This is a genomic window from Periweissella fabaria (assembly GCF_918814575.1).
Classification (GTDB): Bacteria; Bacillota; Bacilli; order Lactobacillales; family Lactobacillaceae; genus Periweissella; species Periweissella fabaria.
This window is the reverse complement of the sequence record NZ_CAKKNS010000007.1, coordinates 60,700-86,553: the sequence shown is the minus strand read 5'-3', so window position 1 is coordinate 86,553 and position 25,854 is coordinate 60,700. Positions and strand designations below refer to the sequence as shown.

The 25,854-nt window shown below is 38.3% G+C and carries 29 protein-coding genes, 1 tRNA gene and 1 other annotated feature; all 30 genes read right to left on the bottom strand.

Features of this window, described 5'->3' with window-relative positions; genetic code table 11:
• Positions 1-26: 26 nt before the first annotated feature.
• The 30 genes from mutL to LQZ75_RS07655 all read right to left on the bottom strand — a co-directional run bounded on the left by mutL (position 27) and on the right by LQZ75_RS07655 (position 25,779).
• Positions 27-2,069: a DNA mismatch repair endonuclease MutL gene (mutL, locus tag LQZ75_RS07800; RefSeq protein WP_230097260.1), complete on the bottom strand. Its 2,043-nt coding sequence runs from the start codon at positions 2,067-2,069 to the stop codon at positions 27-29.
• Between the two features lie 15 nt (positions 2,070-2,084).
• Positions 2,085-4,718 (bottom strand): DNA mismatch repair protein MutS, encoded by a 2,634-nt coding sequence (mutS, locus tag LQZ75_RS07795; RefSeq protein ID WP_230097259.1) that lies wholly within the window; start codon positions 4,716-4,718, stop codon positions 2,085-2,087.
• A 181-nt stretch (positions 4,719-4,899) separates the two neighbouring features.
• Positions 4,900-5,367: a hypothetical protein gene (locus LQZ75_RS07790; RefSeq protein WP_230097258.1), complete on the bottom strand. Its 468-nt coding sequence runs from the start codon at positions 5,365-5,367 to the stop codon at positions 4,900-4,902.
• Positions 5,368-5,657: 290 nt separating this feature from the next.
• Positions 5,658-6,545 (bottom strand): 3-hydroxyacyl-CoA dehydrogenase, encoded by an 888-nt coding sequence (locus LQZ75_RS07785; protein ID WP_230097257.1) that lies wholly within the window; start codon positions 6,543-6,545, stop codon positions 5,658-5,660.
• Positions 6,546-6,575: 30 nt separating this feature from the next.
• Complete coding sequence (locus LQZ75_RS07780) at positions 6,576-7,460, bottom strand: 3-hydroxyacyl-CoA dehydrogenase (protein WP_230097256.1); 885 nt, start codon at positions 7,458-7,460, stop codon at positions 6,576-6,578.
• 174 nt (positions 7,461-7,634) lie between these two features.
• A tRNA-Leu gene (locus LQZ75_RS07775) sits at positions 7,635-7,718 on the bottom strand.
• Between the two features lie 60 nt (positions 7,719-7,778).
• A complete protein-coding gene (locus tag LQZ75_RS07770) occupies positions 7,779-8,315 on the bottom strand; it encodes a 3'-5' exonuclease (protein WP_230097255.1) in 537 nt (178 codons plus the stop codon).
• A 60-nt stretch (positions 8,316-8,375) separates the two neighbouring features.
• Positions 8,376-9,119 (bottom strand): class I SAM-dependent DNA methyltransferase, encoded by a 744-nt coding sequence (locus LQZ75_RS07765; RefSeq protein ID WP_230097254.1) that lies wholly within the window; start codon positions 9,117-9,119, stop codon positions 8,376-8,378.
• 2 nt (positions 9,120-9,121) lie between these two features.
• Positions 9,122-9,481: a ribosome silencing factor gene (gene rsfS, locus LQZ75_RS07760; protein WP_230097253.1), complete on the bottom strand. Its 360-nt coding sequence runs from the start codon at positions 9,479-9,481 to the stop codon at positions 9,122-9,124.
• Positions 9,482-9,523: 42 nt separating this feature from the next.
• Positions 9,524-10,126, bottom strand: coding sequence for a bis(5'-nucleosyl)-tetraphosphatase (symmetrical) YqeK (gene yqeK / locus LQZ75_RS07755; RefSeq protein ID WP_230097252.1), 603 nt, complete (start codon positions 10,124-10,126; stop codon positions 9,524-9,526).
• A complete protein-coding gene (locus LQZ75_RS07750; RefSeq protein ID WP_230097311.1) occupies positions 10,113-10,748 on the bottom strand; it encodes a nicotinate-nucleotide adenylyltransferase in 636 nt (211 codons plus the stop codon). Before LQZ75_RS07750 ends, yqeK begins: the two co-directional genes overlap by 14 nt.
• A gap of 42 nt (positions 10,749-10,790) precedes the next feature.
• Complete coding sequence (gene yhbY, locus LQZ75_RS07745) at positions 10,791-11,105, bottom strand: ribosome assembly RNA-binding protein YhbY (RefSeq protein ID WP_230097251.1); 315 nt, start codon at positions 11,103-11,105, stop codon at positions 10,791-10,793.
• A gap of 16 nt (positions 11,106-11,121) precedes the next feature.
• Positions 11,122-12,258 carry a ribosome biogenesis GTPase YqeH gene (gene yqeH, locus LQZ75_RS07740; protein ID WP_230097250.1) on the bottom strand — a complete coding sequence of 379 codons (1,137 nt, stop codon included), beginning with the start codon at positions 12,256-12,258 and terminating at the stop codon, positions 11,122-11,124.
• Positions 12,251-12,781, bottom strand: coding sequence for a YqeG family HAD IIIA-type phosphatase (locus LQZ75_RS07735; RefSeq protein WP_230097249.1), 531 nt, complete (start codon positions 12,779-12,781; stop codon positions 12,251-12,253). The genes yqeH and LQZ75_RS07735 overlap by 8 nt, the downstream gene beginning before the upstream one ends.
• A 93-nt stretch (positions 12,782-12,874) precedes the next feature.
• Positions 12,875-13,207 carry a hypothetical protein gene (locus LQZ75_RS07730; protein ID WP_230097248.1) on the bottom strand — a complete coding sequence of 111 codons (333 nt, stop codon included), beginning with the start codon at positions 13,205-13,207 and terminating at the stop codon, positions 12,875-12,877.
• A 92-nt stretch (positions 13,208-13,299) separates the two neighbouring features.
• The gene (gene rplT / locus LQZ75_RS07725) at positions 13,300-13,659 is read right to left on the bottom strand and encodes a 50S ribosomal protein L20 (RefSeq protein WP_230097247.1); all 360 of its coding nucleotides are present in this window, start codon (positions 13,657-13,659) and stop codon (positions 13,300-13,302) included.
• A gap of 54 nt (positions 13,660-13,713) precedes the next feature.
• Positions 13,714-13,911: a 50S ribosomal protein L35 gene (rpmI, locus tag LQZ75_RS07720; RefSeq protein ID WP_168722109.1), complete on the bottom strand. Its 198-nt coding sequence runs from the start codon at positions 13,909-13,911 to the stop codon at positions 13,714-13,716.
• Positions 13,912-13,969: 58 nt separating this feature from the next.
• Positions 13,970-14,467, bottom strand: a complete 498-nt coding sequence (gene infC, locus LQZ75_RS07715) for a translation initiation factor IF-3 (protein WP_168722164.1) — start codon at positions 14,465-14,467, stop codon at positions 13,970-13,972.
• A 56-nt stretch (positions 14,468-14,523) separates the two neighbouring features.
• Positions 14,524-14,653, bottom strand: a sequence feature (ribosomal protein L20 leader region).
• Between the two features lie 111 nt (positions 14,654-14,764).
• On the bottom strand, positions 14,765-15,160 hold the full coding sequence (locus tag LQZ75_RS07710; RefSeq protein WP_230097246.1) for a hypothetical protein: 396 nt from the start codon (positions 15,158-15,160) through the stop codon (positions 14,765-14,767).
• Complete coding sequence (gene recN / locus LQZ75_RS07705; protein ID WP_230097245.1) at positions 15,153-16,853, bottom strand: DNA repair protein RecN; 1,701 nt, start codon at positions 16,851-16,853, stop codon at positions 15,153-15,155. The genes LQZ75_RS07710 and recN overlap by 8 nt, the downstream gene beginning before the upstream one ends.
• A 22-nt stretch (positions 16,854-16,875) precedes the next feature.
• Entirely contained in the window at positions 16,876-17,328 is a 453-nt protein-coding gene (locus LQZ75_RS07700) for an arginine repressor (RefSeq protein WP_230097244.1), read from the bottom strand.
• Positions 17,328-18,173 (bottom strand): TlyA family RNA methyltransferase, encoded by an 846-nt coding sequence (locus tag LQZ75_RS07695; RefSeq protein WP_230097243.1) that lies wholly within the window; start codon positions 18,171-18,173, stop codon positions 17,328-17,330. Before LQZ75_RS07695 ends, LQZ75_RS07700 begins: the two co-directional genes overlap by 1 nt.
• A gap of 2 nt (positions 18,174-18,175) precedes the next feature.
• Positions 18,176-19,036 (bottom strand): polyprenyl synthetase family protein, encoded by an 861-nt coding sequence (locus tag LQZ75_RS07690; RefSeq protein ID WP_230097242.1) that lies wholly within the window; start codon positions 19,034-19,036, stop codon positions 18,176-18,178.
• Between the two features lie 12 nt (positions 19,037-19,048).
• Entirely contained in the window at positions 19,049-19,282 is a 234-nt protein-coding gene (locus tag LQZ75_RS07685) for an exodeoxyribonuclease VII small subunit (protein ID WP_230097241.1), read from the bottom strand.
• Between the two features lies 1 nt (position 19,283).
• Positions 19,284-20,618, bottom strand: a complete 1,335-nt coding sequence (xseA, locus tag LQZ75_RS07680) for an exodeoxyribonuclease VII large subunit (RefSeq protein WP_230097240.1) — start codon at positions 20,616-20,618, stop codon at positions 19,284-19,286.
• 16 nt (positions 20,619-20,634) lie between these two features.
• The gene (locus LQZ75_RS07675; protein WP_230097239.1) at positions 20,635-21,489 is read right to left on the bottom strand and encodes a bifunctional 5,10-methylenetetrahydrofolate dehydrogenase/5,10-methenyltetrahydrofolate cyclohydrolase; all 855 of its coding nucleotides are present in this window, start codon (positions 21,487-21,489) and stop codon (positions 20,635-20,637) included.
• A gap of 209 nt (positions 21,490-21,698) precedes the next feature.
• On the bottom strand, positions 21,699-22,769 hold the full coding sequence (gene recA, locus LQZ75_RS07670) for a recombinase RecA (protein ID WP_284707516.1): 1,071 nt from the start codon (positions 22,767-22,769) through the stop codon (positions 21,699-21,701).
• An 86-nt stretch (positions 22,770-22,855) separates the two neighbouring features.
• Entirely contained in the window at positions 22,856-24,118 is a 1,263-nt protein-coding gene (locus tag LQZ75_RS07665; RefSeq protein WP_230097237.1) for a competence/damage-inducible protein A, read from the bottom strand.
• A 136-nt stretch (positions 24,119-24,254) separates the two neighbouring features.
• Positions 24,255-24,839 (bottom strand): CDP-diacylglycerol--glycerol-3-phosphate 3-phosphatidyltransferase, encoded by a 585-nt coding sequence (gene pgsA / locus LQZ75_RS07660; RefSeq protein ID WP_230097236.1) that lies wholly within the window; start codon positions 24,837-24,839, stop codon positions 24,255-24,257.
• 1 nt (position 24,840) lies between these two features.
• Entirely contained in the window at positions 24,841-25,779 is a 939-nt protein-coding gene (locus LQZ75_RS07655; RefSeq protein ID WP_230097235.1) for a helix-turn-helix domain-containing protein, read from the bottom strand.
• Positions 25,780-25,854: the final 75 nt, after the last annotated feature.

The following is a 25,854-nucleotide window of genomic DNA, read 5'->3' as shown; positions in this document are numbered from 1 at the left end:
ACCATTCTCTTTCTGTGGCACCATAATTAATAAGGATGGCCATCATAATCAATCCAAGAGCCATGTACGTCTTGAATTCGTTTAAACATTTTTTCCATATCCGTTAATGATAAGGTAATTAATACTGGTCGCCCATGCGGACAATTATACGGATTTTTAGTGGTACCAAGGCGTGTTATTAATGCTTTAGCTTCCAGGTCACTTAAGTGCTGATTAGCTTTAATTGCCCGTTTACAGCTCATCATAATCGCCGTTTTTTCACGAAACTCAGCCGTTGTAATTTGGCCTTCACGTAGCACCCAGTCAATCATTTCACGAGTTGTTGCTTCAACTTGTTCTGTAACAAACCAACTTGGATGATGATGCAAGATAAAACTATTCTCACCAAATGGTTCTAAATCTAAACCGACTGCATTGAGCATTGCTAATTTATCATTAATTTTAACGGCATCAACTAACGGATAGTCTAAGACTAGTGGAATTAATAATTGTTGCCACGCCGTACCAACCTTCCCAATTTCTTCCCGATAATATTCATAATTAATTCGTTCTTGAGCAGCGTGTTGGTCAATTAAATATAACCCTTTAGGCCCCTCAGCAAATAAAAAAGTTCCAAACATTTGGCCCATATAACGTAGTTCAGGCCACGGACTTACTGCTGGATTATCATTTCCGATAACTTGTTCATGGTCAACTTCTAATGACGTTTGCGTGTCCTTTTGCTTTAAATCGCTTGGTTGCGTTACCTTCGGCGTCGGTGCTGTTGGCATCTCTGGTGCATACTTAGCCTGAAATGTTTGAACTGCTTGACTTGAAAGATCAGCTTTCGTTAACACATTAATCGGTACAATTGCCGGTGGTGTTATTTTAGCCGGTACTTTAAGACCATCTGTTGCACTGACCGCTTCAGCTGGTGTTTCATCAGTTATAACCGGATTATCTAACTGGTATTTCATTGATGTTTGGTTTAACTGGCTAATGAAATCGGACCCCGGTGTGACTGGTGTCACCGGTTCCTTTGCTTGTTCTGAAAGCGTTGTAACAATCGAACCCGTTAGATTTTGATAACCATCCGGAATAAGATTCACCCGAGTAAAGACATCTTGCACGGCTGTTGTAATTAACGCTACCAGTGTCTCCTCTTGACTCAAACGAACTTCTTGTTTGGTAGGGTGGACATTGACGTCGACCAACAATGGATCCATCTTAATGTTAATTACTGCAAACGGATACCGTCCCACCATTAACTTACTACCATAGCCTTTAATAATCGCTTTAGTAATCTGAAAATTTTTAATATAGCGCCCATTAATTAATACCGAAATATAATCACGTGATGCACGGGTTAATTCTGGCAATGAAACAAAGCCTTCCACTTGAAAATCATTATCTTCGGTTGTTACTGGGAGCATCTTTTGGGCGGTACTTGGGCCATATATCTCGGCAATTACACGTTTAACATCCCCATTACCCGCTGTGCGTAATAATTGTTTATCGTTATGCACTAAGTGAAACGTCACCGCTGGATAACTTAATGCCAAACGATTAACAATATCAACTATTTTAGCTAATTCCGTTTGTTGTGACTTCAAATACTTTAAACGTGCCGGTGTATTAAAAAACAATTCTGTGACTTTAATTCGTGTTCCACGGCGGGCACTAGCCGCTTTTTTCGCTAAGATATCCCCACCTTTAATATGGACTGCTGTCCCAGCTTGTTGCCCCGTACTTGTCGTTAATTCAACATCCGCAATTGACGCAATACTTGGTAATGCTTCACCCCGAAAACCAAGTGTTCGCACTTTAAATAAATCCTGTCGATCAATAATTTTAGATGTCGCATGCCGTCGAAAAGCAATCTCAACATCGTCATCATCAATTCCATCGCCATTATCAACAATTTCAATTAATTTTGTCCCGGCAGCTTCAATTAAAATATCAATTTGGGTAGCATGCGCATCCAGGGCGTTTTCAAGTAATTCTTTAACCACGGATGCAGGTCGCTCAATTACTTCCCCAGCGGCAATTTGGTTGGCCAAATTGACTGATAATTCATGTACTTTTGCCATACATCCTCCTAATAGTTAAAGTTTTTGTTGGAGTGCAAATAATTTATTCAAGGCATCCAAAGGGGTCATCATCGCTAAATTCATTTCTTTTAGCTCATCAATGATGGCTTGTTGTTTGGGATCAACCGTTGTATCAGCAAATAAATCCAGCTGTAAATCCGTCGCGTTATCATCTGGCTGTTGCACTGTCGTTGCTATCGATTCTGCAACAACCGGTTTCTCAACAACCACCTCATCATGGTTTGTAACTTGCATCAACGTCGTGGCAGAGCCTTGTTGTTCAAGGTGCTTGAGAATCACTTCTGCCCGTGTTAACAAAGCATCTGGCATGCCGGCAAGTTTGGCTACATTAATCCCATAACTTTGGTCAGCAGGCCCGTCTTCCATCTTGTGAACAAAGACTAGGTCACCATCTTGTTCAATGGCCCCAACGTGCATATTTTTTAAGCCTGGAAGCTCTTCAGCCAACTCCGTTAATTCGTGGTAGTGCGTACTAAATAATGTCTTTGCATGGACGTTTTGATGCACATATTCAATAATTGCTTGCGCTAATGCCATCCCATCATATGTTGCGGTTCCTCGGCCAAGTTCATCAAATAAAATTAATGAAGCCGGTGTGGCATGTTTTAACGCATTATTAGCTTCACCCATCTCAACCATGAACGTTGAATCACCTGAAATCAAATCATCAGCAGCCCCAATCCGGGTAAAAATTTGATCAAAAATTGGTAACGTTGCTGCAGTTGCCGGTACAAACGAGCCAACTTGCGCCAATATTACAATTAATGCTAATTGCCGCATATATGTTGATTTACCTGACATATTTGGTCCGGTGATTAACATAATACTATTGTCAGGACTCATCAAAATATCATTAGGAACATAGTCTTGGCGTCCTAAAACTTTTTCAACTACGGGGTGCCGGCCATCAATAATTGCTAAGTTAGCGTCCGTCGTAAATGTTGGTTGTACAAAATGATACGTTTCGGCAACAACCGCAAAGCTTTGTAAAACGTCCAATTCGGCAATTCCTTGAGCTAGTGCCTGTAAACGACTAATCATCGTTTTAATAACTTCACGCACTTCCACAAATAAGCGGTATTCAAGCTCTGTGGACTTATCTTGGGCTTCCAAAATCAGTGCTTCACGTTCTTTTAATTCTGGTGTGCTAAAGCGTTCTGCATTGGTTAACGTTTGTTTACGCTCATAGCGGTCGGCATCAAGCTTGGCAATATTAGCCTTCGTAACTTCAATAAAGTAACCAAAGACACGGTTATAGCCAATTTTTAAGCCGTTAATCCCTGTTACTTCACGTTCATGGGCTTCCAATTCTGCTAACCATTGTTTCCCGTTTTTCATTACGTCACGATATTGATCAAGTTGTTCAGAATAACCATCGGCAATGATCCCACCTTCGGTAATTGAAAGTGGTGGTTCCTCATTAATTGCCGTTGCAATCAATTCTGTAACTTCATGAACTGGATCAAGTAATTCGACTAATGGTCCAAAAACATCCCCAGGTAATGTTTTTAAAGTGGCCCGTAACTTAGGTACTTGTTCGAGACTCGTTTTTAATTGAATTAGGTCTCGGCCATTTACAGACCCGAATGCCACCCGCCCAACTAAACGTTCCAAATCATAAACTTTAACTAAATCATTTTGGATTGCTGTTCGTTCAAAGTAATTTTCCAACAATCCAGCAACAATCATTTGGCGTTTCACAATACTACTTTGCGTTAAAAGTGGCCGATCAAGCCATTGTTTTAACATCCGACCACCCATAGCGGTTTTGGTTTCATCTAATAACCATAATAGCGTTCCTTGCTTTTTACCCGTTCGGATATTTTGGGTTAACTCCAAGTTGTAGCGGCTATTATGATCCATCTTTAAAAACCGCATTGGTTCATAAACCACAAATTCTTGTAAATGGGCTAATGAACGCTTTTGCGTTAAAGTTAAATAACTAACTAACTGACTAGCGACTTGTAATTGTGTCGTATCAGTGATTGTCTGAGTTAAAAAACTCACCTCAGCCTGAGGTGTGATAGCTGCTGCTTGATGCGAAATTAAAATCCCTAGCTTAGCTAACTTTTCTGTAATTTCAGAATCCACACTGGAATCAACAACGACTTCTTTAGTTTGTAAATTAAGGATTTCATTGAAGACTTCTTCACTTTCCATCAAGGTGGTTACTTTTTCTTCACCGGTTGATAAATCCGCATAGGCTAAGCCAAAACACTGGGGTGTTTGGGTCAAAGCCGTAATATAGTTATTTTCTTTAGCGTCTGCTTGGGTCCCAAACTTAGTCCCAGGTGTCACTAATTGGACGACATCACGTTTAACCATGCCCTCCGCTTGCTTAGGGTCTTCCATCTGCTCAACAATAGCTACCTTGTAGCCTTTATCAACTAGGATATCGATATAATTTTGTGCTGCGTGATGTGGTACGCCACACATTGGAATTGGATTTTCTGCATTTTTATTGCGCGTTGTTAAGGTTAGTTCCAAAATTTGGGCACCTTTAATCGCATCATCATTAAATAACTCGTAAAAGTCACCAAGTCGATAAAATAAAAATGCATCTGGATATTGCTCTTTGATTGCATTATATTGCTGCATCATTGGAGTTTCTTTTGCAGTTTTTGCCATGCTATTTGCCCTTTTCTATTGTTATTGTCTTTAATATTTTAGCATTTTTTAGCAGTGATGGCATTAAGCGACCGTACTAAAAACATGTTTTACGCTACTGTTTCATGTGAAACATTCTAAACAATAAAAAACACCTTAGTAAACTAAGATGTTTTTCCAGATATATTTGATAGCGACACGCTTAGCGGCGACCTTGGGCGATTGCGCGTTTGTTCAAGTGAACAATCCGGCCAGCTAAAATTGATAAACCCATGTGCAACATTTCTGTTACCCCTGAAATTGAGCTAGCGTTGGATAGTAACAAATGGGCCACCCCTTCATTAACAGCAACCCCAATCACAAAGACAATAATTGTCATAATTGAGCCACTCCGCATCCATGTATTAGTTTGCCGATCCAAGTAGACTTTAACAGTTGTCCCCCGAATGGCTCCAAAAACCAAGCCCGTAATACATGACCATGCGATGATTACAATGGTTGCAAAATTAAGGGTTAAATCCGGCAAAGCATGGTAGACTGACACTGCTCCAATGACAATTAAAATAATTACACCTTTAAATGAATCTTTTACTGGTTGCGTTTTAACTAATCTTGAAGCAATAAGTAAGAAGATAATAATAGGACCGATATAGTCACTTAAGTTAAACATTTCTTTCACCTCTAATTATATTTCTTAGGTATTGTAGCACTTGGTACAAATTGATGTTGTAATTACAGATAAGATGCCTAAAAAGCGACTTAACTGGTATTGAATGCTTAGCAAAAATAAACGGGCGTGTAGTAAAAGGCGTTTAAATACGGTATTAAAGTAGAAACCTCCGACTGAATTTAAAAATTCGGTCGGAGGTTTTCGTATTTGATGCTAGTATCTGCCTTTTGAAATACGTTCTAACATCAAATTAATACTAAATTTTATTTATATCACAACTCTTTTTATGCTTAATCAACCTTCAAAAAATCAGGATCTAAAAATGCTGGTTGTGGATACTTATAGAAGCCTTCACCACCAACGGCACCGGTCTTACCTTGGTCAACAAATTCCGTTTGTAATTTTTCGGCAATTTTGGCATCTTCTTCTGCTCCGGTAGCTTTTAAGACATTGATCATTGTTCGTAAACCAACAATATCAATTAAGCCAAATGGACCAGCTTGAGATTCTAAATCAATCATCCATACTTTATCAATTGTTTGGTAATCAGCAATGCCGTTATACCATAAACTTAAACCATCTGTTAAGAATGGATTAAACATGTTATTAAGCAAGTATGACGCATGTTCCTTTTTAATCATAATTGGTACCAGGCCAATACTTTTAGCAAAATCATGGATTTGGGCTGGCAGTTCAGGATCTGTGCCGGCATGTGCCATAATTTCAGCTGTATTGTGTGCCCACACTAAGTTAGCAAAGTGCATCGCAATAAATTTAGCTGGTCGATCAACAACTGCCGCAATTTTACTTGGTAGCATCGTTGAAGTATTCGTAACAAAAATCGTTTGTGCATCGGCAGCCGCTGAAAGTTTCGTCCAAATATCTTTTTTAATTTCAAAGCTTTCCGGAACCGCTTCAATAACTAAATCTACTCCTTTAACAGCAGCCGCTAAATCAGCTTCATATTTAATAGCGTCAACTTGCTGTTGGACTTCATTGGCGTCTTTACCAGTATCTTTAATTAATTGCTCTTTGAATGCAGCAATATGCTTTTTAGCACCAGCAAGGGCCTCGGCTGAAATATCATAAATGGTAACCGTTTTACCATGGACCGCATTTTGGAGCGCAATTTGACTCCCTAAGACACCACCACTGGCAACTAATACTTTTTCTAACATTTTAATTTCCCCCAAATTAATAGTGTATTTTTATTTCAAAAAGTCAGCTTGTTTGAATGTTGGATCTGGATACTTGTAGAACCCTTCACCGCTTTCGGTTCCTAACTTACCTTGATCCACATATTCTGTTTTTAATTTTTTAGCCATTCCTTGTGCATCAGGATTTGTTCCAGCTTGTAAGATATTACTTACCGTTCGTAAACCAACCATATCGATAATTCCAAATGGTCCATAAGGTGCCCCAGTTGCAATCATCCATGTTTTATCAACCGTATCGGCATCAGCAATATCATGGTACCAAAGATACATCCCGGCACTTAACAATGGGACCAACAATGTATTTAGCACATAACCTGGCTGTTCTTTTTTAACTAAAATCGGCACCATGCCAATTTCACGGGCAAAATTTTCCATTTGAGTTGGTAAATCTGATTCAGTTTTAGGTTGGGCCATGATTTCCGCGGTATTATGTGACCACACAATATTAGCGAAGTGTAGCGAAATGAATTTATCAGGTCGATCAACAAAAGTCGCAATCTTACTTGGTAATAATGTCGATGAATTAGTTGCAAAAACCGTTTCTTTATCGGCTGCATCAGAGGCTTTTTCCCAGAAATCTTTTTTAATATCTAAACTTTCTGGGACGGCTTCAATTACTAAATCAATTCCTTTAAGCGCACTTGCTAAATCTGAAGTATACGTAATTTTAGCAATATCGGCTTGCGCTTGTTCATCACTAATTTCTTTAATATCTGCTACTAGCAAATCTTTAAAACTAGCGACCCACTTTTTAGCCGTAGCAACCGCCTCGGCTGAAATATCATAAATCGTTACTGCTTTACCATGTACTGCATTTTGTAAGGCAATTTGACTTCCTAAAACACCACCACCGGCGATTAAAATATTTTTAAACATCTGGATTCTCCTATTCTTGAATCTAAAGTAGTAACTGCCATGATAATAGCATTATCAAATTATCAGGGTCAAATTATTGAATTAGCGCTTAATAACAACCACTTTCTTGTAACAAAAAAGATTCCCACGGCATATTATGCTGTGCGAACCTTTTTTATACTATTATCGTTTTACTGCCTATAACAGGAGTCGAACCTGCACGAGGTTGCCCTCACTGCGACCTGAACGCAGCGCGTCTGCCAATTCCGCCATATAGGCATAGTATCACTAACTACTTAAGTGTACTCGCTTTTACCATCTTTTTAAAGCTTTTCATTATCATTTAATTATTTTATTAATAACATCAATACCGTACTTAGTTTGCATCGATACTAATACTTGAGCTGTTAACTGTGCATCATCTAACGCCGCGTGATCAGCGGTCATTGGTAATTTAAAATAATCTGCCAAATAGTTCACATTATATTTGGGTAAATCTGGCAATAATTTTTTAGCTAATGTTAACGTATCAATATATTTAAATGCTTGGATGGGTAAATCATAAAACTGACAATTGGTAATTATCGCTTGTTGCTCGTTTTTAACGCCATGGACCACAACCGGTAAATCACCCACAAAAGCGATAATTTGTGGCCAAATTGTGGCAAAAGTCGGCGCAAATAAAACATCACTTGCGTAAATATGATGAATATTATCAGATGCATAGGCATCCAATTGTGATTCAGGATTAACAAGCGTTTGCCAGTTATCCACAAGTTTGCCCCCCATTACTTTTTGCATTCCAATTTCAACAATAGAAATTCGATTTGCCATGTGCAAGTCAAATTCAAAATCTAATGCAACAAAATCTAACATTTAATTCCCTCAAAAAAACGGCCGCACTTTAATAAGTACAGGCCGTTTTAAACTTTTTTATTATTTATGTGCTTTAAAGAACCATCGAGTTGTCGTTTCAGATACAGGTGCTTGCCCAAAATCAGCATGTACTTCGATATCTTTAAAGCCAACTTCTGCTAAGAGGGCCTTAATCTCAGTTAGCGTATAAGCATATTCATAGTGTAATTCTTGAAGTTGTTGATAACCATCAATTTCTTCTTGATACACGAAGAATGTTAACTCATGTTCAACTGAGTTAGCACGTTCACCTTCATATGAACTCCATAGGAAAGCTGTTTCTTCATCATGCCAATTATACATGTAACCTGGATATACTTCATTTATTTGATATGGTGTAATCATATCAAATAAGAACTGCCCATCAGCCAGTAAATGTTGATAAACTTGGGTGAAGGTTTCTTTCAACTGATCCTTTTTACCTAAATAGTTAAAAGAATCTGCAAATGAAGTAATTGTTTGATACTGAGTTGATAAATCTGACCACTCTGTCATATCACCTTCAATTAACGGAATCGTTACATTAGCTTCTTCAGCATGCTTCATTGCTAATGATAACATTTCTGGTGATAAATCAAAGACACTCACATCTTGATAACCAGCTTGAGCTAATAAAACAGCTAAGCGGCCCGCTCCACCAGCTAAATCTAGCAACTTACCATTCTTGTCTGGCACATTGGCAGCAACGTAATCACGCCATTGTAAATATAACTCTCCATCAAACAAATTATCATATAATTGAGCAAAAGTTTGATAATTGGCCATAATTAATCCTCAGCAATGTAATCAGTCAAGTCAACGTATGGAGCGTCTCCCCATAGCTTTTCTAAGTTGTAGTGTGAACGTGTTTCGTCATCAAAGACGTGCACGATGATATCAGTGAAATCAAGTAATACCCAACTACCTTCAGCCTTACCTTCGATTTGTTTAGCAAAGACACCATTTTCGTTTAATTGATCTTCAATTTCATCAACGATGGCCTTAACTTGACGCTTTGAACCTGCATTCATAATTACAAAGTAATCTGCAAGTAATGATACTGATTGAACATCAAGAGCAACAATATCTTCGGCGCGCTTGCTATCAGCAGCTTTAACGGCAATTTCTAACATTTTTTCTGAATTCATTTTATACCTCTTTATTGTGGTTAGTTGTGACTAACCGTGCGTTTATTTGTTATTTGCAACAAATGCGTTATATGTCAATACTGTTTGGGGATGAATGGGTGTTTGTTTAGCTAAAAGATAGCCTAATGTGTGCTTAAGTTGCCAAGCAACTCCCGCATCCAAATCAGCAAACGTTGTTGTTCGACAATCATCAACTCCAGGAAAGTCACGACCGTCCTCAATATAGTCAGCCATAAAAATTAATTTATCATATATCGTCATATATGCCGCCCCAGTTGTATGGTAACGGACTGCATTTAAAATATCTTCATCTGTGATGGCTAATTCATCATGGATCATTTCTGCTCCAACAAGCCCATGCCACACATAATTGCCCCATTGCATTAAATTACGATCAAGATGCTTGGCTTTAATAACTGCTTTAAAATCAGCATCTGAACGTTCTTTAGCATAATCATGAACTAGCGCCGCAACGGAAACTTTTTCTAAATCAGCAACCGCAAAATTTTGGGCTAATTCTAAGGCTTTAGCCTCCACCCGTAAAACATGTTGGTAGCGGAAATCAGATAAGGTATCCGCTAAAATTGCCACCAACTGGTCACGAGAGCCGGGATAGTAATGTTTCTGATAATCAATGTTTGTCATCTTGATATAGTCCATTCTTTACAATATAGTCAGCAACCTTTAGTGGTACTAGATAGCGAATTGAGCGTTGTTGCTCAATTCTTTGCCGGACATCTGTTGATGAAATTTCAACAATCGGCGTATCAATCCAAATAACAGGATATTCACTTGTCTGTGTAAAACCTACCCGCTTAATTGCCACAAACGTCACCATCGTAATTAATTCATCAATTCGGTACCACTTAGGTAAATATGCTACCTCATCAGCCCCAATAATAAAATAATACTCCGTATCTGGATGTTGGCGTTTTAATTCCGCAATAGTATCAATCGAATAACTAACACCACCCTTGATTAACTCAATCCGTTCTAAGTTAAAATCTGAATTATCTTCAATCGCTAATTCAATTAATTTAGCCCGGGTAGTACCATCAATTGCCGTTTTAGTATCAATATGTGGTGGAATGTTATTAGGAATAAATAAAATTTCATCTAAGCCTAATTGAGACCGGACTTGTTCAGCCATAATTAAGTGCCCATTATGAATCGGATTAAAAGTCCCACCCATGATTCCAACGCGGCGCTTAATTTCCACCGTTTCACTTTCAAGTGCCAGCGCTACGTCTGGTGTAAAAACCGTCATTACCACTTCGTTTACCTCACCATTGTATTTAGAAAATATCAATTAGATTGCATCAACTTCATTTGAAAAATCACGATTATCAGGATTGTCAGACCGCTTGTAAACAACAAGAATCCGGCCAATTGTTTGCACAATTTCGATTCGTGAATTTTCCTCGATGTATGTTTTTACATCAGTTACATCCACATCTGCATTTTGCAAGATAGCAATTTTAACCAATTCACGTTTTTCAATTGCGTCTTCAACTTGGTCTAACCAGATTTTTGATAGACCATTTTTGCCAACATTTACCAATGGGTGCATTGAATGTGCTTGCGCCCGAAGGTAACGCTTTTGTTTTCCACGTAAAGTACTCATTTTTATCTCTCTATTCTTAAATCATGGCAGCACGTACAAGGACTGAAACGCCCTTTGGTGCCCACCCTGCAACAGTAACATTGGCTGGTACAGTAACCCAACCTAAGCCGTTAATCACGATATCTGACTTAACTTTAGTCCGAAATTCATGGCGTTGTAAGGCCGGAAAATTAGTCATTTCATCGCTCGTTGGTGGTACAAGTAGCTCACCAGCATGCTTTTCATAAAAGTTATCCGCATTTGCTAGTTTCGTACGGTGAATCATTAAATTATTTTCAAAGTAGGCTACAAAAGGACTCCGTTCACCTTGGACAAAATCCAATCGAGCTAAGCCACCAAAGAATAATGTTTGTTCAGCATTCAATTGGAACACAACCGGTTTCAATTCCTTTTGTGGTGATACATATTTTAATTCCTTAGCACCAAGGTAATGTGCCATTTGATCTTGGTGAATGATTCCTGGGGTATCAATCAAACTAGTGTTATCATCAAATGGAATTTCAATCTTATCCAATGTTGTCCCTGGGAAACGTGACGTAGTAATCAAGTCTTGAATACCTGTTTGTTGTTTAATAATTGCATTGATAAGTGTTGATTTACCAACATTTGTCACCCCAACAACGTACACATCACGGCCATCACGGTACTTATCAATTTTCGCTAATAATTGATCAATTGAATGATTTTTAGCAGCTGAAACTAAAGCAACATCAATTGGACGAATTCCATTGATATTAGCTTGTTGACGCATCCAGTCAGTTAACTTTGTCCGTTTTAATGAACTAGGCATCACATCTGCTTTATTTCCAACTAATAAAACCGGATTATCACCAACAAAACGGTGTAATCCAGGAATTAATGAACCGGTAAAATCAAAAATATCTACTACGTAAACAATCAATGATTTAGTGTCTGCAATTTGGCCAAGTAAACGACGGAAATCATCATCAGTCAATGAAACTGGTTGAATTTCGTTGTAGTGCCGTAAACGGAAACACCGTTGACAATAAACTTCATCCGTTTCTAAGCCTTTTTTCAAGGCACTCATTGGGGTAAACCCTAACTCACCTTTATGTTCAGTTTGTAATTGCACACCACAGCCGACACAATTGATGCCTTCTACTAGTGCTACTTTTAATTCTTCATCAGTCATTAATTTTATCCATCCATTTCAAGTTCGGAAATTTTTTCAACATTGAACGCTTAACAGGTTTTTCAATAAATCGATTAATGCGCGTGTTCCATTGATCAGTTTCAATCAGTGGTTTTACCAAAATACTCCGGACTCCTGCATTATTTGCCGCCCAAACATCAGTCATCAATTGATCACCTACCATAACAACTTCACTTGGTTTCAAATCTAGTTGCCGAATTGCTTGCTTAATTCCACGCGTTAATGGCTTTAATGCCCGCGAAACGTATTGTGCTCCTAATGGGGCTACTGCTTTGCTAATTCGTTCTTCTGAGTTATTTGAAACCACAATCAATGGAATTCCAGCTTGCTCCAAATCACGTAACCATTGTCGTAATTCGTTGGTTCCTTCGGGATTATTCCATGCAATTAACGTGTTATCTAAATCGGTTAACACAGCTTTAATGCCTTGCGCCTTTAATTGTGCTGGCGTGACATTATAAATAACATCAACCATCCAAGTCGGTGCAAATTTATTTATCATTCAATTATCCTTTTTATTTATCACTTTTCGTTTTTATGCAATTACTATATTATAGAGTATTTTACTACTAAAAACTAGTTTACAAGCTGGCCATTAATCTTTATCCGCAATTATTTTATTTTCGGGACTAAGTAAGAAACTAGCTTTGGTAAATACCGGTGCCACAACTAATGCAACTTCAATATTTCCATCAAATTTTAATCTTATTAAACTTGGTGTCGTTGCATCATTTGTCAGACGAGTTTCAATTAACTCAAACGGTGGTAAGAACTCTAGCCATGTTATATTGTTAAATAATGACATTTGCGTCACAAATAATGTAATACTCAAATCAAATTCATTTGTCGCTGTTTGACCAAAAGCCCGCACCCGCGAATCACGACTACTAAAACTTTGTAATGCTGAAAATACAGATTCTTTACTCATTTATATTTGCCTCCATAAAAGTCATTTCACTTCTATTTTAGCATGCAAACAAAAAAGAGTTGCAGAGAATTCAACCCACAACTCTTTTTTAATTACTTAGTTTCAAGTGCTTTCTTAGCAGCTTCAGCTAACTTAGCAAATGATGCTTCGTCAGTAACTGCGATGTCAGCTAACATCTTACGGTTCAAAGTTGAACCTGAAAGTGCCAAACCGTGCATAAACTTGCTGTATGACAAACCGTTGATACGAGCAGCCGCATTGATACGAGCAATCCATAATTTACGGAAGTTGCTCTTAGTCTTACGACGGTCACGGAATGCGTAGTAGTAAGATTGCATAACTGATTGCTTAGCAACCTTAAAGTTGATGTGACGTTGACCACGGTAACCCTTAGCCAACTTAATCATTTTCTTGCGACGAGCACGCGTCACTGTTCCACCCTTAACACGCATGGGAAAGTCCTCCTAAAAATACTTGTTTTTTTATGTTTACGTTTAAATTTAAAATTAGATAGTTGAAAGAAGCTTGTTGTAAGTCTTCAAAGTAGTGTGGTTCATCATTGAAGTACCACGAAGTTGACGACGTTGCTTCTTAGTCTTACCGTGGAAACGGTGTGAAGTAAAGGCGTTACCTGACTTCAAACCACCGTTGGCAGTCTTCTTGAAACGCTTTGCTGAAGCGCGGTGTGTCTTTTGCTTAGGCATAATTACAATTCCTCCGAATAATTTAGTAGCTTTCTTTTATTAACTCGTAGACGCGACTCTACTTGCTATCTTTTGGCGCAAGAACCAAGAACATGCTACGACCGTCCATCTTTGCACGTTGTTCTACTTTAGCAACTTCAGCAGTTGCTTCAGCTAAACGATCTAAGACAGCACGTCCAATTTCCTTGTGCGTAATGGCACGTCCCTTAAAACGAATTGACGCTTTAACTTTGTTACCTTGACCCAAGAACTTAAGCGCTGCTTTCAAACGGGTGTTAAAATCATTTTCATCAATAACTGGTGAAAGCCGAACTTCCTTAACAGTTACGATTTTTTGATTCTTACGAGCTTCACGTTGACGCTTTTGGGCGTCAAACTTAAACTTACCGTAATCCATGATTTTAGCGACCGGTGGCTTAGCGTTAGCTTGTACTAATACTAAGTCCAAATCTTGATCTTCAGCGAGTTTCAAAGCTTCTGACGTAGGCATAATTCCCTTGTCACCTGCATCTGTAATCAAGCGAACTTCACGTGCGCGAATTTTATCATTAATCAAATCTTGTTGTGGTCGAGCTTGTGCTATGGTTTTGTCCTCCAAATTTTATTTTGCGTGAAAACAAAAGAGGGTTCGCGTATAAATACGCAAACCCGCTTATAAAATCATTCATCATGGTTTTAAAAATATCTAGCCTAGCAACGTAATTATCACTGAGGCGAGAAGCGGGTGCTCCTACTCTGTTTTCTCAACAAAATATATCTTACCGTAAGTCCAAATCAAAGTCAAGTATTTATAACTTGTTTTGGACTAACAATATTGATTGTATCATATTTTTTAATTATCGACACTATGATTTTACTTTTTTTGAGCCGGTAATTGTTCTTTTTTACTAATTCCAACTTCTGATGGGGCTGGAAAAGGTATTTGCCCGCGCATTTGTTGCCGATAACGGCGATAATCAGCCCGTTTTAATCGGCGAATCCGATTCGTATCCGCATCAATAATTGAAACAATCGGGCCAAATGCCATCCAAAATAACCAGCCAATTAACATTACTAATCCTAAAAAAGCGATTTTAGCGTGAATGGTCCGATACGTAAAAATGGCCCAAATCAAAAACCATAACATCTCATACATCCCCAGACGGTGTAATAATCGGGGTTTATCATAACCATTACGGTAGGCAGCCCGCCATAAATCATCTAATTTAACTAGCGGCTCCAACCGAAACATTCCAAGTATTCTATTCATGGGACTCCTTTTTCTTACGGCTAGCTAATCCTAATAACTCAGTGGCATTCGCCAACGATAAATCAGTTACTTCCGTACCACTAATCATTCTCGCTAACTCACGCGCCCGTTGTTGTTCATCAAGCAATTGAATTGATGTTTCGGTACGGTCATTAATAACCGTTTTTTGTATCAAGTAATGTTGATCCGCCATTGCTGCTACTTGTGGTAAATGCGTAATTGTTAACACTTGTGAATGAGCAGCAATTGTGGCAATTTTTTCCGCAATCGCTTGAGCGACTCGGCCAGAAACACCAGTATCCACTTCGTCAAAGACAATCGATGTGACACCTTGATTTTGTGCAAAAATAGTCTTCATCGCTAACATCATCCGTGAAAGCTCACCACCAGATGCAATTTTAGCAAGTGGTTTAGCCGCTTCACCTGGATTGGTTTGAATATAAAATTCAACCTCATCTACTCCATCGAATTGATAAGTTGCCCGTTGCTTAAAATTAACGCTAAAGCGGGCTTTTTCCATATACAAATCTTGTAGTTGTTGATGAATCTTTTCCGCTAATGTCAGCGCATTGGTTTGCCGTATTGCTGAAAGCTTTGCTCCCAAGTCGGTCAGCTGTGTCGTAATCTTACTTAACTGTTCTTCAAGTTGATCACTATTGGCACTCACGCTTTCCATTTGGTTAAATTCAATTTTAATATTTTTTAAATACGTTAGCATGGCTGCTACATCTGGCCCGTATTTACGTTCCAACTGATGAATTAAATCTAAGCGCTGTTCGATTTGATTCAAGCGTTCTTCATCATATTCCAGTAAATCCATTTGATTACTAACATCTTTGACAATTTCTTGCAAAGCATAAAAGCTACTATCAATGGTTTCACTAATTTCATGAAAACTTTCATCAATGCTCTCAATACTTTGCATTGCTTGCATCGCTTCACCTAGGCTATCCACGGCACCAGGTTCTTCAGCACCGCTTAATTTAACACTAACTAACTCTAAGGCACTCATAATCTTTTGAAAATTATTTAACCTGCCTCGTTCTGCTAGCAGAAGTTCCTCTTCATCAATCTGTAAAGCTGCATCTTCTAACTCTTCAACTTGAAATTTCAACATATCAAAGCGTTGTGCCCATGCTTGTTGATTTTGTTGTTTTTCTTTAACCGCTTTTTGGACTTGGCGATACTGTGTAAACATCGCTTGATACTGTTGCTTTAATTCAATTAATTCATCCCCAATATATTCATCCAGCATTGCTAAATGTTTTTCAGGTTGCATTAACTCTTGATGTTCATTTTGACCATGAATATCAACTAAAAACTCCCCAACTTGTTTTAAAGTGGTTAAGTTAAGTAACATCCCATTGACCCGGATAACATTACGCCCACTACGATGAATTTCCCGTTGAATAATTAACTGCTCATCAGTAACTTCAATTCCTAAATCAGCTAAGACCGTCATAAAATGTTGATTTGTCGTATCAATGATAAAGGCTGCTTGTAAGACCGCTTTTTGACTACCTGTACGAATAAACTCTTGCGAACCACGACCACCAGCAAGTAAACCAACCGCATCAATTATAATTGATTTACCGGCACCCGTTTCACCTGAAAGGACCGTCATACCTTGGTTGAAATCAATTTGCAGATGGGGGATAATCGCAAAATTATCAATTGATAATTCTTGTAACATGCCATCATCTCCTCACATTTTATTATAGTAAATCTCGAATTTTATTAGCAACTAACTTACTATTGCATTGATCTTTAATAAATAACATTACTTTAGCGTCATTGACCATCACCGCAAAAATTTCATCAATTTCCATTGCTTCAATTAAATTACCGATAACTTCACCAGTACCCGGAATTACTTTTAATAAAATCATCGTATCTTGAATTGCCAAAGCTTCAACATTACGCCCTAGCAAGCGTGCTAACCGACTACGATCTAATGAGAATTCATTCGGTGCAAATTGATAATTAAAATTCCCGTTAGTATTCCGAACTTTGATTAAATTAAGCTCCCGTAAATCCCGACTAATTGTTGCCTGGGTAACTTTTTTTCCAATTTGTTCTTCAATTGCATAAACTAATTGATCTTGACGCTCAAACGATTGCGATTGTACTAATCGTCGAATCAGTTCGTGTCGTTCTTGCTTTCTCATTAAGAAGCCCCCTTTTCAGGATTTTCATCTTTACGGTTTAATTGTTCATAAGCACGTGCTTGCACAGCATCAACATCGACATTTGCCGCCACTTCTGGAGTCGCTGTTGCTCTTAAGTGTGCTAAGAATTCAATATTTCCTTCGCCACCTTTAATGGGTGAAAAGTCTAAGTTTTCAACAGTAAAGCCTACCGAAACCGCAAATTTAACGATATCTTCTAGGACTGCTTTATGCACGGCTGGATCACGTACAATACCATGTTTCCCAACGTTTTCACGCCCAGCTTCAAATTGTGGCTTAATCAACGCAACAACTTCACCATTCTCAGCGAGAATATCACGTAATGGTGGCAAAATTAGATGCAACGAAATAAATGAAACATCAATCGTGGCAAAATTAGGTTGGCCGTGTGTAAAATCAGCTAATTTTGAATAGCGGAAATTAGTATTTTCCATAACGATAACTCGTTCGTCAGAGCGTAACTTCCAGGCTAATTGATTAGTTCCTACATCTAAGGCATACGACTTATTAGCACCATTTTGAAGGACCACATCAGTAAAACCACCAGTTGATGATCCAATATCTAACACAATTCGATCAGTAACATCAATTTCAAATGCTGTTAAGGCTTTGGCTAATTTAAAGCCCCCCCGTGAAACATAAGGCATTGGTGTTCCTTTTAAGTGCAATTCTGTCGTTACTGGTATTTTAACACCGGGTTTATCTAATCGTTCTTCATTTTCACCTAGTACAAGTCCCGCCATAATGGCACGTTTAGCTTGTTCCCGAGTGGGAAACACTCCCTGTTGTACTAATAAAATATCAACGCGTTCCTTATCCGCCATCCTTAATCATTTTTCCTTTCAAAATAACTCAATAATCCTGCCACTAATTCCAAATCAAATGCTTGTTTACTAGCAATGCCTGCTAATTTTGCCTGAGTAGCATCAACTACACTAGCTAGTTCTTGTTTTGCACCTACTAATCCTAATAAGTGTGGATACGTATTTTTCTCGATATCGACACTATCGTTCACATCTAAAATATCATCTTCAATCTGGAATGCTAACCCATACTTCAAACCAAACTCACTTAAGTCTTGCACAAGCTCGTTTGAAACTTGCGCTAAAATCCCACCGGCAGCAGCAGCATAACTAAGTAATGCACCTGTTTTCAAATTATGCACTGAAACTAATTCTGCATGTGAATAGGTTAATTCGTTACCAAGCATGTCAGCAACTTGACCACCAACCATCCCTACTGGGCCTGCATTTTGGGCTAATTTTGCAATTAATGCAACTTTACTAATTGCGTTAATATTACTATCTGCAATCCAGCTAAAGGCTAATGTTAATAACGCATCTCCAGCCAAAATTGCTTGGGCTTCACCAAATTTTTTATGACTTGTTGGTTTGCCGCGGCGTAAATCATCGTTGTCCATCGCAGGTAGGTCATCATGAATTAATGAATACGTATGAATTAATTCAATTGCGCAAGCTACTCGGATAACATCATCGGTAATAATGCCACCAAAACCCTGATAAACGACTAAAGTCATAATTGGCCGCAAGCGTTTACCCCCAGCATTAACAGAATAACGCATTGCTTCAATCAACGTGGCTGGGCCATTAAGTTCCAATAATGCTTGATCCATGACTTGTTCGATTTGGGGTACATACTCCTGATAGAAGTCTTGATATTTTTGCATCTTCAATATTCCTTACTGTGCACTACTTGCATCAAAGGTAACTTCTTGCCCTTGATTGTTAATCATTTTAGTTAGTGTTTTTTCTGCTTCGCTCAATGTTTTTTGTAGTTCTTGACTCAAGGCGACTCCAGCTTGGAATTGAGTTAAAGCTTCTTCAAGTGGTACATCGCCACGTTCCAAACGAGTCACAATCGCTTCAAGATCGGTTAAATTCTCTTCAAATGTTTTTTTATCAGTAGCTGGCATTTTAAGATTCCTTTCTAATATCTGTTACTTTGGCACTTAATATTCCATCATTAATCCGTAATGTAATTTCATCATCCACATTAATATTACTAATACTTTTAATAACCTGGTTATCTTTTGTCGCTAATGCATATCCCCGGCTCAAGATATTTAATGGTGATACTAAATCCAAGGCTTGCATTTGTTTGGCAACTTGCTGTTGTTTATCTTTAACAATCTGCGAGGTTGCTTGCATCAATTGCCGTTGTGTCACATTGATATGCTTTTCAAGTTGCAATACTTGTTGTCGATATTGTAGTAATGGTAGCCCACGAGCTGCTAGTTGATAACGGTTATTTGCACTTGTCACGCGCTGTTGCATCGCATTAGTCAACCGTTCCGCTGCTAAATCAGCGCGTTGCATATAACCATCATATAGGCGTTGTGGATTACTAAAAACAACGGATTGCATTTGTCGGGCAACTTGTTGTTTCGCAAATTTAACCCGATTAAGCATTGCCGTTTGTAACCGATTTTCAAGTTGTTGTAGGTTAATCAATTCTTCATCTAGCCGCGGTGTCACTAATTCGGCAGCAGCTGTTGGCGTTGCCGCCCGGACATCAGCGACCAAATCCGCAATTGTCGTATCAGTTTCATGTCCTACTGAACTCACAACTGGCATGGGCATTGCCACAATCGCTCGAGCAACCGCTTCTTCATTAAACGGCCATAAATCTTCAATTGAACCACCACCACGGCCGATAATAACTGCATCATAATCGCCTTGCGCAACCTGTTGAAGACAAGTAACTAAGCTAGTGACAGCATTATCACCTTGAACAACTGCCGGATATAATACTAATTGTGCAATCGGATAGCGGCGTTGGGTGGTCGTTATAATATCTCTAATTACCGCCCCACTTGGTGAGGTAATAACGGCAATTCGTTTTGGAAACCGCTGTAGTGATCGTTTAGGACGATCAAATAAGCCTTCACTTTGCAGTTTTTTCTTTAGTTGTTCATAAGCTTGATATAACGCACCAACTCCATCTGGTTGCATGGAATCAACAATTATTTGATACGAACCTGATGGTCCATATAAAGAAATTCGCCCAGTAACTAAGACTTTCATCCCTTCTTCTGGTTGAAATTTTATTTTTTTAAAATTGCCTTGAAACATCGTGGCATTAATTTTTGCATTATCATCTTTTAAACTAAAATATTGGTGCGTAGGTCGTAATCGCCAATTTGAAATTTCACCAGTTAAAAATACCTTTTCCAAATAAGGATCAGCATCAAACTTCCGTTTTAAATAATTAGTTAATGCACTAATTGATAAATACTGTTGTTTTTCCATAATATACGCCTATTAATTATATCGTACTGTGTTGACGCGCTAATTCAACTGTCGTTTGCATTAACGTTGCAATTGTCATCGGACCAACACCACCGGGTACAGGTGTTAATAGTTGCTCTGAATCCGGCATATCATCCAAAACATCACCAACTAAAGTCCCGTCTGCCAAGCGATTAATACCCACATCAATTACTACCGCATCCGCTTTAACATCACTCATTTTAAGAAAATGTGGTTTACCAACAGCCACCACAATTACATCGGCATCGGCAATTAATTGTTCTAAATTAGTAGTATGGCGGTGGGCTAAAGTAACGGTTGCATCCGCATTATTCAACATAGCCATCATTGGCCGACCAACTAAAATTGAACGACCTATCACGAGCGCTTTTTTACCAACTAAATTAGGCATGTATTCATTAAGTAATGTCATAATACCACGTGGTGTATTAGCCATTGGGTAGTAATCCTGGGCATTATTAAATAATGCTCCCACATTTTGTGGGTGAAACCCATCGACATCTTTTTCTGGTACAATCGCACTTTGAATCCGATTTTCATCAATCTGAGCTGGCATTGGTGACTGTACTAAAATCGCATCAATGGCTGGGTTAGCATTTAATGCCGCAATTTTTGCCAGTACCTTTTCTTCACTTGTTGTTGCTGGCAAGTGAATCACTTCTGAATCAATTCCTAACTTTTCAGCGGCGCGTTGCTTATTTCGAACGTAGATTTGTGAGGCTGGATCATCGCCGACTAGAATTACTGCAATTCCTGGCGTAATGCCTAATGCTATCAATTTTTTTACACTACTAGCAATTTGTACTTTAAGGTCATTGGCAACCTGTTTTCCGTCAATTAGTTTCGTCATTTTAAAATCCCTTTCACAAATAATAGTGCTTAATTATAACATTTTTAGGATATTGATTGCGGCTATATTGGATAATTTATCTTGAATATAACCTAAATATTCGGTATTCAATTAAATTTTTAAATTGATTAGCTTAAATTTAGAACAAAAATCCGTTTTTAAACAAAAAAAGTTCATACATCCTAGTATGAACTTTTTTACTTTATTTATTAATCTTCATCGTTTAAAATATCCGTTTTTGCATCATCCACAGCTGGCGTTTCTGTGTATGTTTCTTCCACATCATCACCAATTCCATACGCTGCACGGACACGATTGTAAATTTCTAAACGCATTGCGGCATGCTCTTCTGCATCAAGATATTTTTTAACGTTTTCACGTCCTTGACCAACTCGTTCACCGTTATAAGCAAACCATGAACCGGATTTATCCACGATATCTTTTTCAACAGCCAAATCAATCAATTCACCTGTTTGTGATACCCCTTCTCCATACATAATGTCTACTTCGGCGACTTTAAATGGTGGCGCAACTTTATTTTTAACAACTTTAATTTTAGTGTTGTTCCCAATAATGTCTGTACCATCTTTAATTTGAGCAGAACGACGAACTTCTAAACGAACCGTTGAATAGAATTTAAGTGCTCGTCCACCTGGGGTCGTTTCTGGATTACCAAACATAACTCCAACTTTTTCACGAATTTGATTAATAAAAATCGCAATCGTTCCAGTTTTGTTAATTGAACCAGAAAGTTTCCGCAATGCTTGTGACATCAAACGTGCTTGTAACCCAACGTGTGCGTCACCCATTTCACCTTCAATTTCGGCACGTGGTACTAAGGCTGCCACTGAATCGACAACTAAAATGTCAATTGCTCCAGAAGAAACTAGAGCATCAGCAATTTCAAGCCCTTGTTCACCTGTATCTGGTTGTGATAGTAGTAAGTCATCAATCTTTACACCTAAATTTTCAGCGTACTTTGAATCCAAGGCATTTTCAGCATCAATATATGCTGCTGTACCACCGGCTTTTTGAATTTCAGCAACAGCGTGTAAAGCCAATGTTGTCTTACCAGATGATTCTGGCCCGTATATTTCAATAATTCGCCCCTTTGGATAGCCACCGACTCCCAAAGCAATATCAAGTTTCAATGAACCAGATGGTACTGTAGAAATCTGTGTTTGTGCATTTTCACCCAAACGCATAATTGAACCTTTCCCAAAGTTCTTTTCGATTTTCTTAAGTGCAGCATCAAGCGCTGCTTTACGTTCATCAGCCAAAAGTGGTTCCTCCATTCACTACTTTTTCAATATAGTTATCTTACCGTTATGTTCGGCAAAACGCAAGTTAAAACGAACAAATGTTTTTATTTATATTCCACGCTTGGTAAACCTAGAATTGTGCGCCGAATTAAATCCAGACCAGCCATCACAGCCCGTTCACGATTTTTTTGCCGTTCCGTTCCAAAATGGTATAAGAAAGCTTGGACGGGATCATCTTCAAATGCAATACCAATCCAAACCGTCCCGGCTTCATGGCCTTCTAATTCACCAGAGGCAACACCAGTAAAGCTAATTGCAATATCGGCACCTAATTTTTTTTGAGCACCTACCGCCATTGCACAAGCTGTTGCTTCACTAACAACCCCATGTTCTTCAATAACTTCTGGGTCAACATCAAGTAAAGCTATTTTAGTTGCTGGGGAGTATGTTACTAAACCACCATCAAATACTTGTGAAATACCGGCAACTTTTCCAAGCGTACTTTGAAACAATCCAGAGGTCATACTTTCTGCTGCAGTAATATGTAAATTACTATTAATCAACAAATCACCTACACACTCTTCTAATGAAAAATCATCACCATACCCATAAAAGTAGTCGCCCACCTCAGCCATAATGTCTGCTTCCATCTCATCGATTAATTTAATAGCTGCATCCGTAGTTTTAGCTTGTGCGGTAATCCGTAAGGTTACTTCATGTGCTTTGGCATACGGGGCCACTGTTGGGTTCGTTTGATTTTCAATTAAATTTGCTAATTGCGTTACTAAACGTGATTCACCAATTCCATAAAAACGTAACACTCTAGAGAATAATACGCCAGATTGTTGATAATTTTCTGCAAGTACCGGTAAAGCGTGTTTAACTAGCATTGGCTCTAATTCCCAAGGAGGTCCGGGTAATAACAAGACATCAGGCCCATTGGGATTTTGATAAAAGCACCCCACGGCAAAACCAGTTTCATTGAGCAGCGGTTGGCCATCAGCCATATATAATGCTTGTAGTCGATTATTAATTGACATTGGCCGTTGCGTTCGTTGATGGTAATCCAGGATTTTGTCCAAAGCTGGTTGATCTTCAATCAATGTTTGCTTAACAAACTCTGATACTGTTTGCTTTGTTAAATCATCAGGAGTTGGTCCTAAACCACCAATCGTAATAATTAAATCAGCCCGTTCACTAGCAATCTCTAATGCGGATAATAAACGCTCACGGTTGTCACCAACAACGGTTTGATAATACGTATCAATGTCCAAAGTTGCCAATAAGCGTGCAACTAGGGGACTGTTAGTGTCAGTAATTTGTCCCAATAGAATCTCTGTTCCTACTGCAATTATTTCTGCCTGCATCTTTGACCTCCTTCATGGAATACTCTACGAATTCCATCTATATTATGCTCTTAATTTTAGCAAAAAATGTAACTAAAAACATAAAAAAACGTTAGCATAATTGAATAATTCAAGGATGCTAACGTTTTTTATTTAATTATTTAAAGCCATCGCTAAAAACACTACGGTTTTGGATGAAGTAATCTAATCCAGAATATACCGTAAAGAATAAGGCAATCCAAAGCATAATTTCCGCCATTGGTACACCCATTGGATTGAAAAATGCGTTATTAAAGTAAAATAAGATAATTGCGATCATTTGCGTAGTTGTCTTAATTTTACCTGGGTAAGCAGCAGCCATTACTTGGCCGTTATTTTCAACAATTAACAAGCGTAGCCCAGTTACTGCTAATTCCCGAATAACAATAATCGAAATCATCCAAGCACTTGCTTTGCCAAATTGAACTAAAAAAATCAACGCCGTCATCACAAGTAACTTATCCGCTAATGGATCAGCAAACTTACCAAAGTTAGTGACCAATTTCCGTGCACGCGCAATTTTTCCATCGAGTAAATCAGTTAATGAGGCCACGATAAAGACCAGACCAGCAATCACTTGATTAACCGATGTCGCCGGCGCACCAAGAAAATTAATGGTTCCAAGTGATGGTATCACAAGCAATAAAATAAAAATAGGAATTAAAAAAATTCGAAAAACAGTTAATTTATTTGGTAAATTCATATTAATTATCACCCTTTGAGTCACTGCCAGCGGCAAAAGTGAAATTGTAGTTACGTGTTAAACTAGAGTTGGCAGGAATATTAACATCTTGCTTATCTAATTGAATACTAGTACCAGTTGCAAATCCAGACGTTACTTTTACATCGGTTGTATTAGCTGGTAAATCGACTGATTTTGAATCGCCGGCTTCTAAAATTTGGTTATAGACATTTGATCCGTTAACTAAAACTGTAAGCCATGTGCGATTCTTTGTACTGATAACAATTGTGTGTGCTTTACTTACTGCATCAGCACCACTAACAGCAAAGCTGGTTGCTGAGCCATTAACTTGACCATCAGCAATTTTAAGTTCTTTATCCTTATCAGCTGACTTATCTTTATCTTTGTCCTTAGGCGCTGCCTTTTTCTTAGATGATGCTTTTGATGAACTATCAGCAATTTTGTCTGCTTTATTTACTTTCGAACTTGAGACAGAAACTGATGAGTTATCTGCATTTTGTTGACTATTAGTTTTAGTTGAAAGGGAATTAGCAATTACCCAAATTACTACTAAAACAACCACAACTAATAACCCAATAATTACCTTTGGAACAAATGATTGAATTTTATCCGCCTTGGAAGGCTCAGTGTCCATCCCTGTACGCGTTACATTATCCAAATCAGTGCGTGAATTACTTAGATCTGTCGTTGGTTCAATAACTTCTTTGGGTGCATTAACTAAAAGTTCGTCCGCATCAATTCCCACCGCTTGGGCAAATTGCTTTGTAAAAGCGCGGACATAAAAATCTCCAGGTAATTGCTCAAAATCACCATTTTCAATAGCATTTAAATACCGTTTTTGAATTTTGGTACTTTTTTGGATATCATCCAATGTAAATCCTTTTGCCAAACGGGCTGCCCGTAGCTTTTCCCCGATTTCAATATTGCGTTCTTCACTCATGTCTACACATTTCTCCATACTGATCTACTTATATATACAATTTAGTATAGCATAATTTTTTTATTCATTTAGTGG

Excerpts from the sequence above, each read along its gene's own strand:
- mutL (WP_230097260.1), bottom strand. The coding sequence starts at position 2,069 with ATGGCAAAAGTACATGAATTATCAGTCAATTTGGCCAACCAAATTGCC.
- mutS (WP_230097259.1), bottom strand. The coding sequence starts at position 4,718 with ATGGCAAAAACTGCAAAAGAAACTCCAATGATGCAGCAATATAATGCA.
- LQZ75_RS07790 (WP_230097258.1), bottom strand. The coding sequence starts at position 5,367 with ATGTTTAACTTAAGTGACTATATCGGTCCTATTATTATCTTCTTACTT.
- LQZ75_RS07785 (WP_230097257.1), bottom strand. The coding sequence starts at position 6,545 with ATGTTAGAAAAAGTATTAGTTGCCAGTGGTGGTGTCTTAGGGAGTCAA.
- LQZ75_RS07780 (WP_230097256.1), bottom strand. The coding sequence starts at position 7,460 with ATGTTTAAAAATATTTTAATCGCCGGTGGTGGTGTTTTAGGAAGTCAA.
- LQZ75_RS07770 (WP_230097255.1), bottom strand. The coding sequence starts at position 8,315 with ATGTTAGATTTTGTTGCATTAGATTTTGAATTTGACTTGCACATGGCA.
- LQZ75_RS07765 (WP_230097254.1), bottom strand. The coding sequence starts at position 9,119 with ATGGCCAATTATCAAACTTTTGCTCAATTATATGATAATTTGTTTGAT.
- rsfS (WP_230097253.1), bottom strand. The coding sequence starts at position 9,481 with ATGAATTCAGAAAAAATGTTAGAAATTGCCGTTAAAGCTGCTGATAGC.
- yqeK (WP_230097252.1), bottom strand. The coding sequence starts at position 10,126 with ATGACAAACATTGATTATCAGAAACATTACTATCCCGGCTCTCGTGAC.
- LQZ75_RS07750 (WP_230097311.1), bottom strand. The coding sequence starts at position 10,748 with ATGACGGTTTTTACACCAGACGTAGCGCTGGCACTTGAAAGTGAAACG.
- yhbY (WP_230097251.1), bottom strand. The coding sequence starts at position 11,105 with ATGAGTACTTTACGTGGAAAACAAAAGCGTTACCTTCGGGCGCAAGCA.
- yqeH (WP_230097250.1), bottom strand. The coding sequence starts at position 12,258 with ATGACTGATGAAGAATTAAAAGTAGCACTAGTAGAAGGCATCAATTGT.
- LQZ75_RS07735 (WP_230097249.1), bottom strand. The coding sequence starts at position 12,781 with ATGATAAATAAATTTGCACCGACTTGGATGGTTGATGTTATTTATAAT.
- LQZ75_RS07730 (WP_230097248.1), bottom strand. The coding sequence starts at position 13,207 with ATGAGTAAAGAATCTGTATTTTCAGCATTACAAAGTTTTAGTAGTCGT.
- rplT (WP_230097247.1), bottom strand. The coding sequence starts at position 13,659 with ATGCGTGTTAAGGGTGGAACAGTGACGCGTGCTCGTCGCAAGAAAATG.
- rpmI (WP_168722109.1), bottom strand. The coding sequence starts at position 13,911 with ATGCCTAAGCAAAAGACACACCGCGCTTCAGCAAAGCGTTTCAAGAAG.
- LQZ75_RS07710 (WP_230097246.1), bottom strand. The coding sequence starts at position 15,160 with ATGAATAGAATACTTGGAATGTTTCGGTTGGAGCCGCTAGTTAAATTA.
- recN (WP_230097245.1), bottom strand. The coding sequence starts at position 16,853 with ATGTTACAAGAATTATCAATTGATAATTTTGCGATTATCCCCCATCTG.
- LQZ75_RS07700 (WP_230097244.1), bottom strand. The coding sequence starts at position 17,328 with ATGAGAAAGCAAGAACGACACGAACTGATTCGACGATTAGTACAATCG.
- LQZ75_RS07695 (WP_230097243.1), bottom strand. The coding sequence starts at position 18,173 with ATGGCGGATAAGGAACGCGTTGATATTTTATTAGTACAACAGGGAGTG.
- LQZ75_RS07690 (WP_230097242.1), bottom strand. The coding sequence starts at position 19,036 with ATGCAAAAATATCAAGACTTCTATCAGGAGTATGTACCCCAAATCGAA.
- LQZ75_RS07685 (WP_230097241.1), bottom strand. The coding sequence starts at position 19,282 with ATGCCAGCTACTGATAAAAAAACATTTGAAGAGAATTTAACCGATCTT.
- xseA (WP_230097240.1), bottom strand. The coding sequence starts at position 20,618 with ATGGAAAAACAACAGTATTTATCAATTAGTGCATTAACTAATTATTTA.
- LQZ75_RS07675 (WP_230097239.1), bottom strand. The coding sequence starts at position 21,489 with ATGACGAAACTAATTGACGGAAAACAGGTTGCCAATGACCTTAAAGTA.
- LQZ75_RS07665 (WP_230097237.1), bottom strand. The coding sequence starts at position 24,118 with ATGCAGGCAGAAATAATTGCAGTAGGAACAGAGATTCTATTGGGACAA.
- pgsA (WP_230097236.1), bottom strand. The coding sequence starts at position 24,839 with ATGAATTTACCAAATAAATTAACTGTTTTTCGAATTTTTTTAATTCCT.
- LQZ75_RS07655 (WP_230097235.1), bottom strand. The coding sequence starts at position 25,779 with ATGAGTGAAGAACGCAATATTGAAATCGGGGAAAAGCTACGGGCAGCC.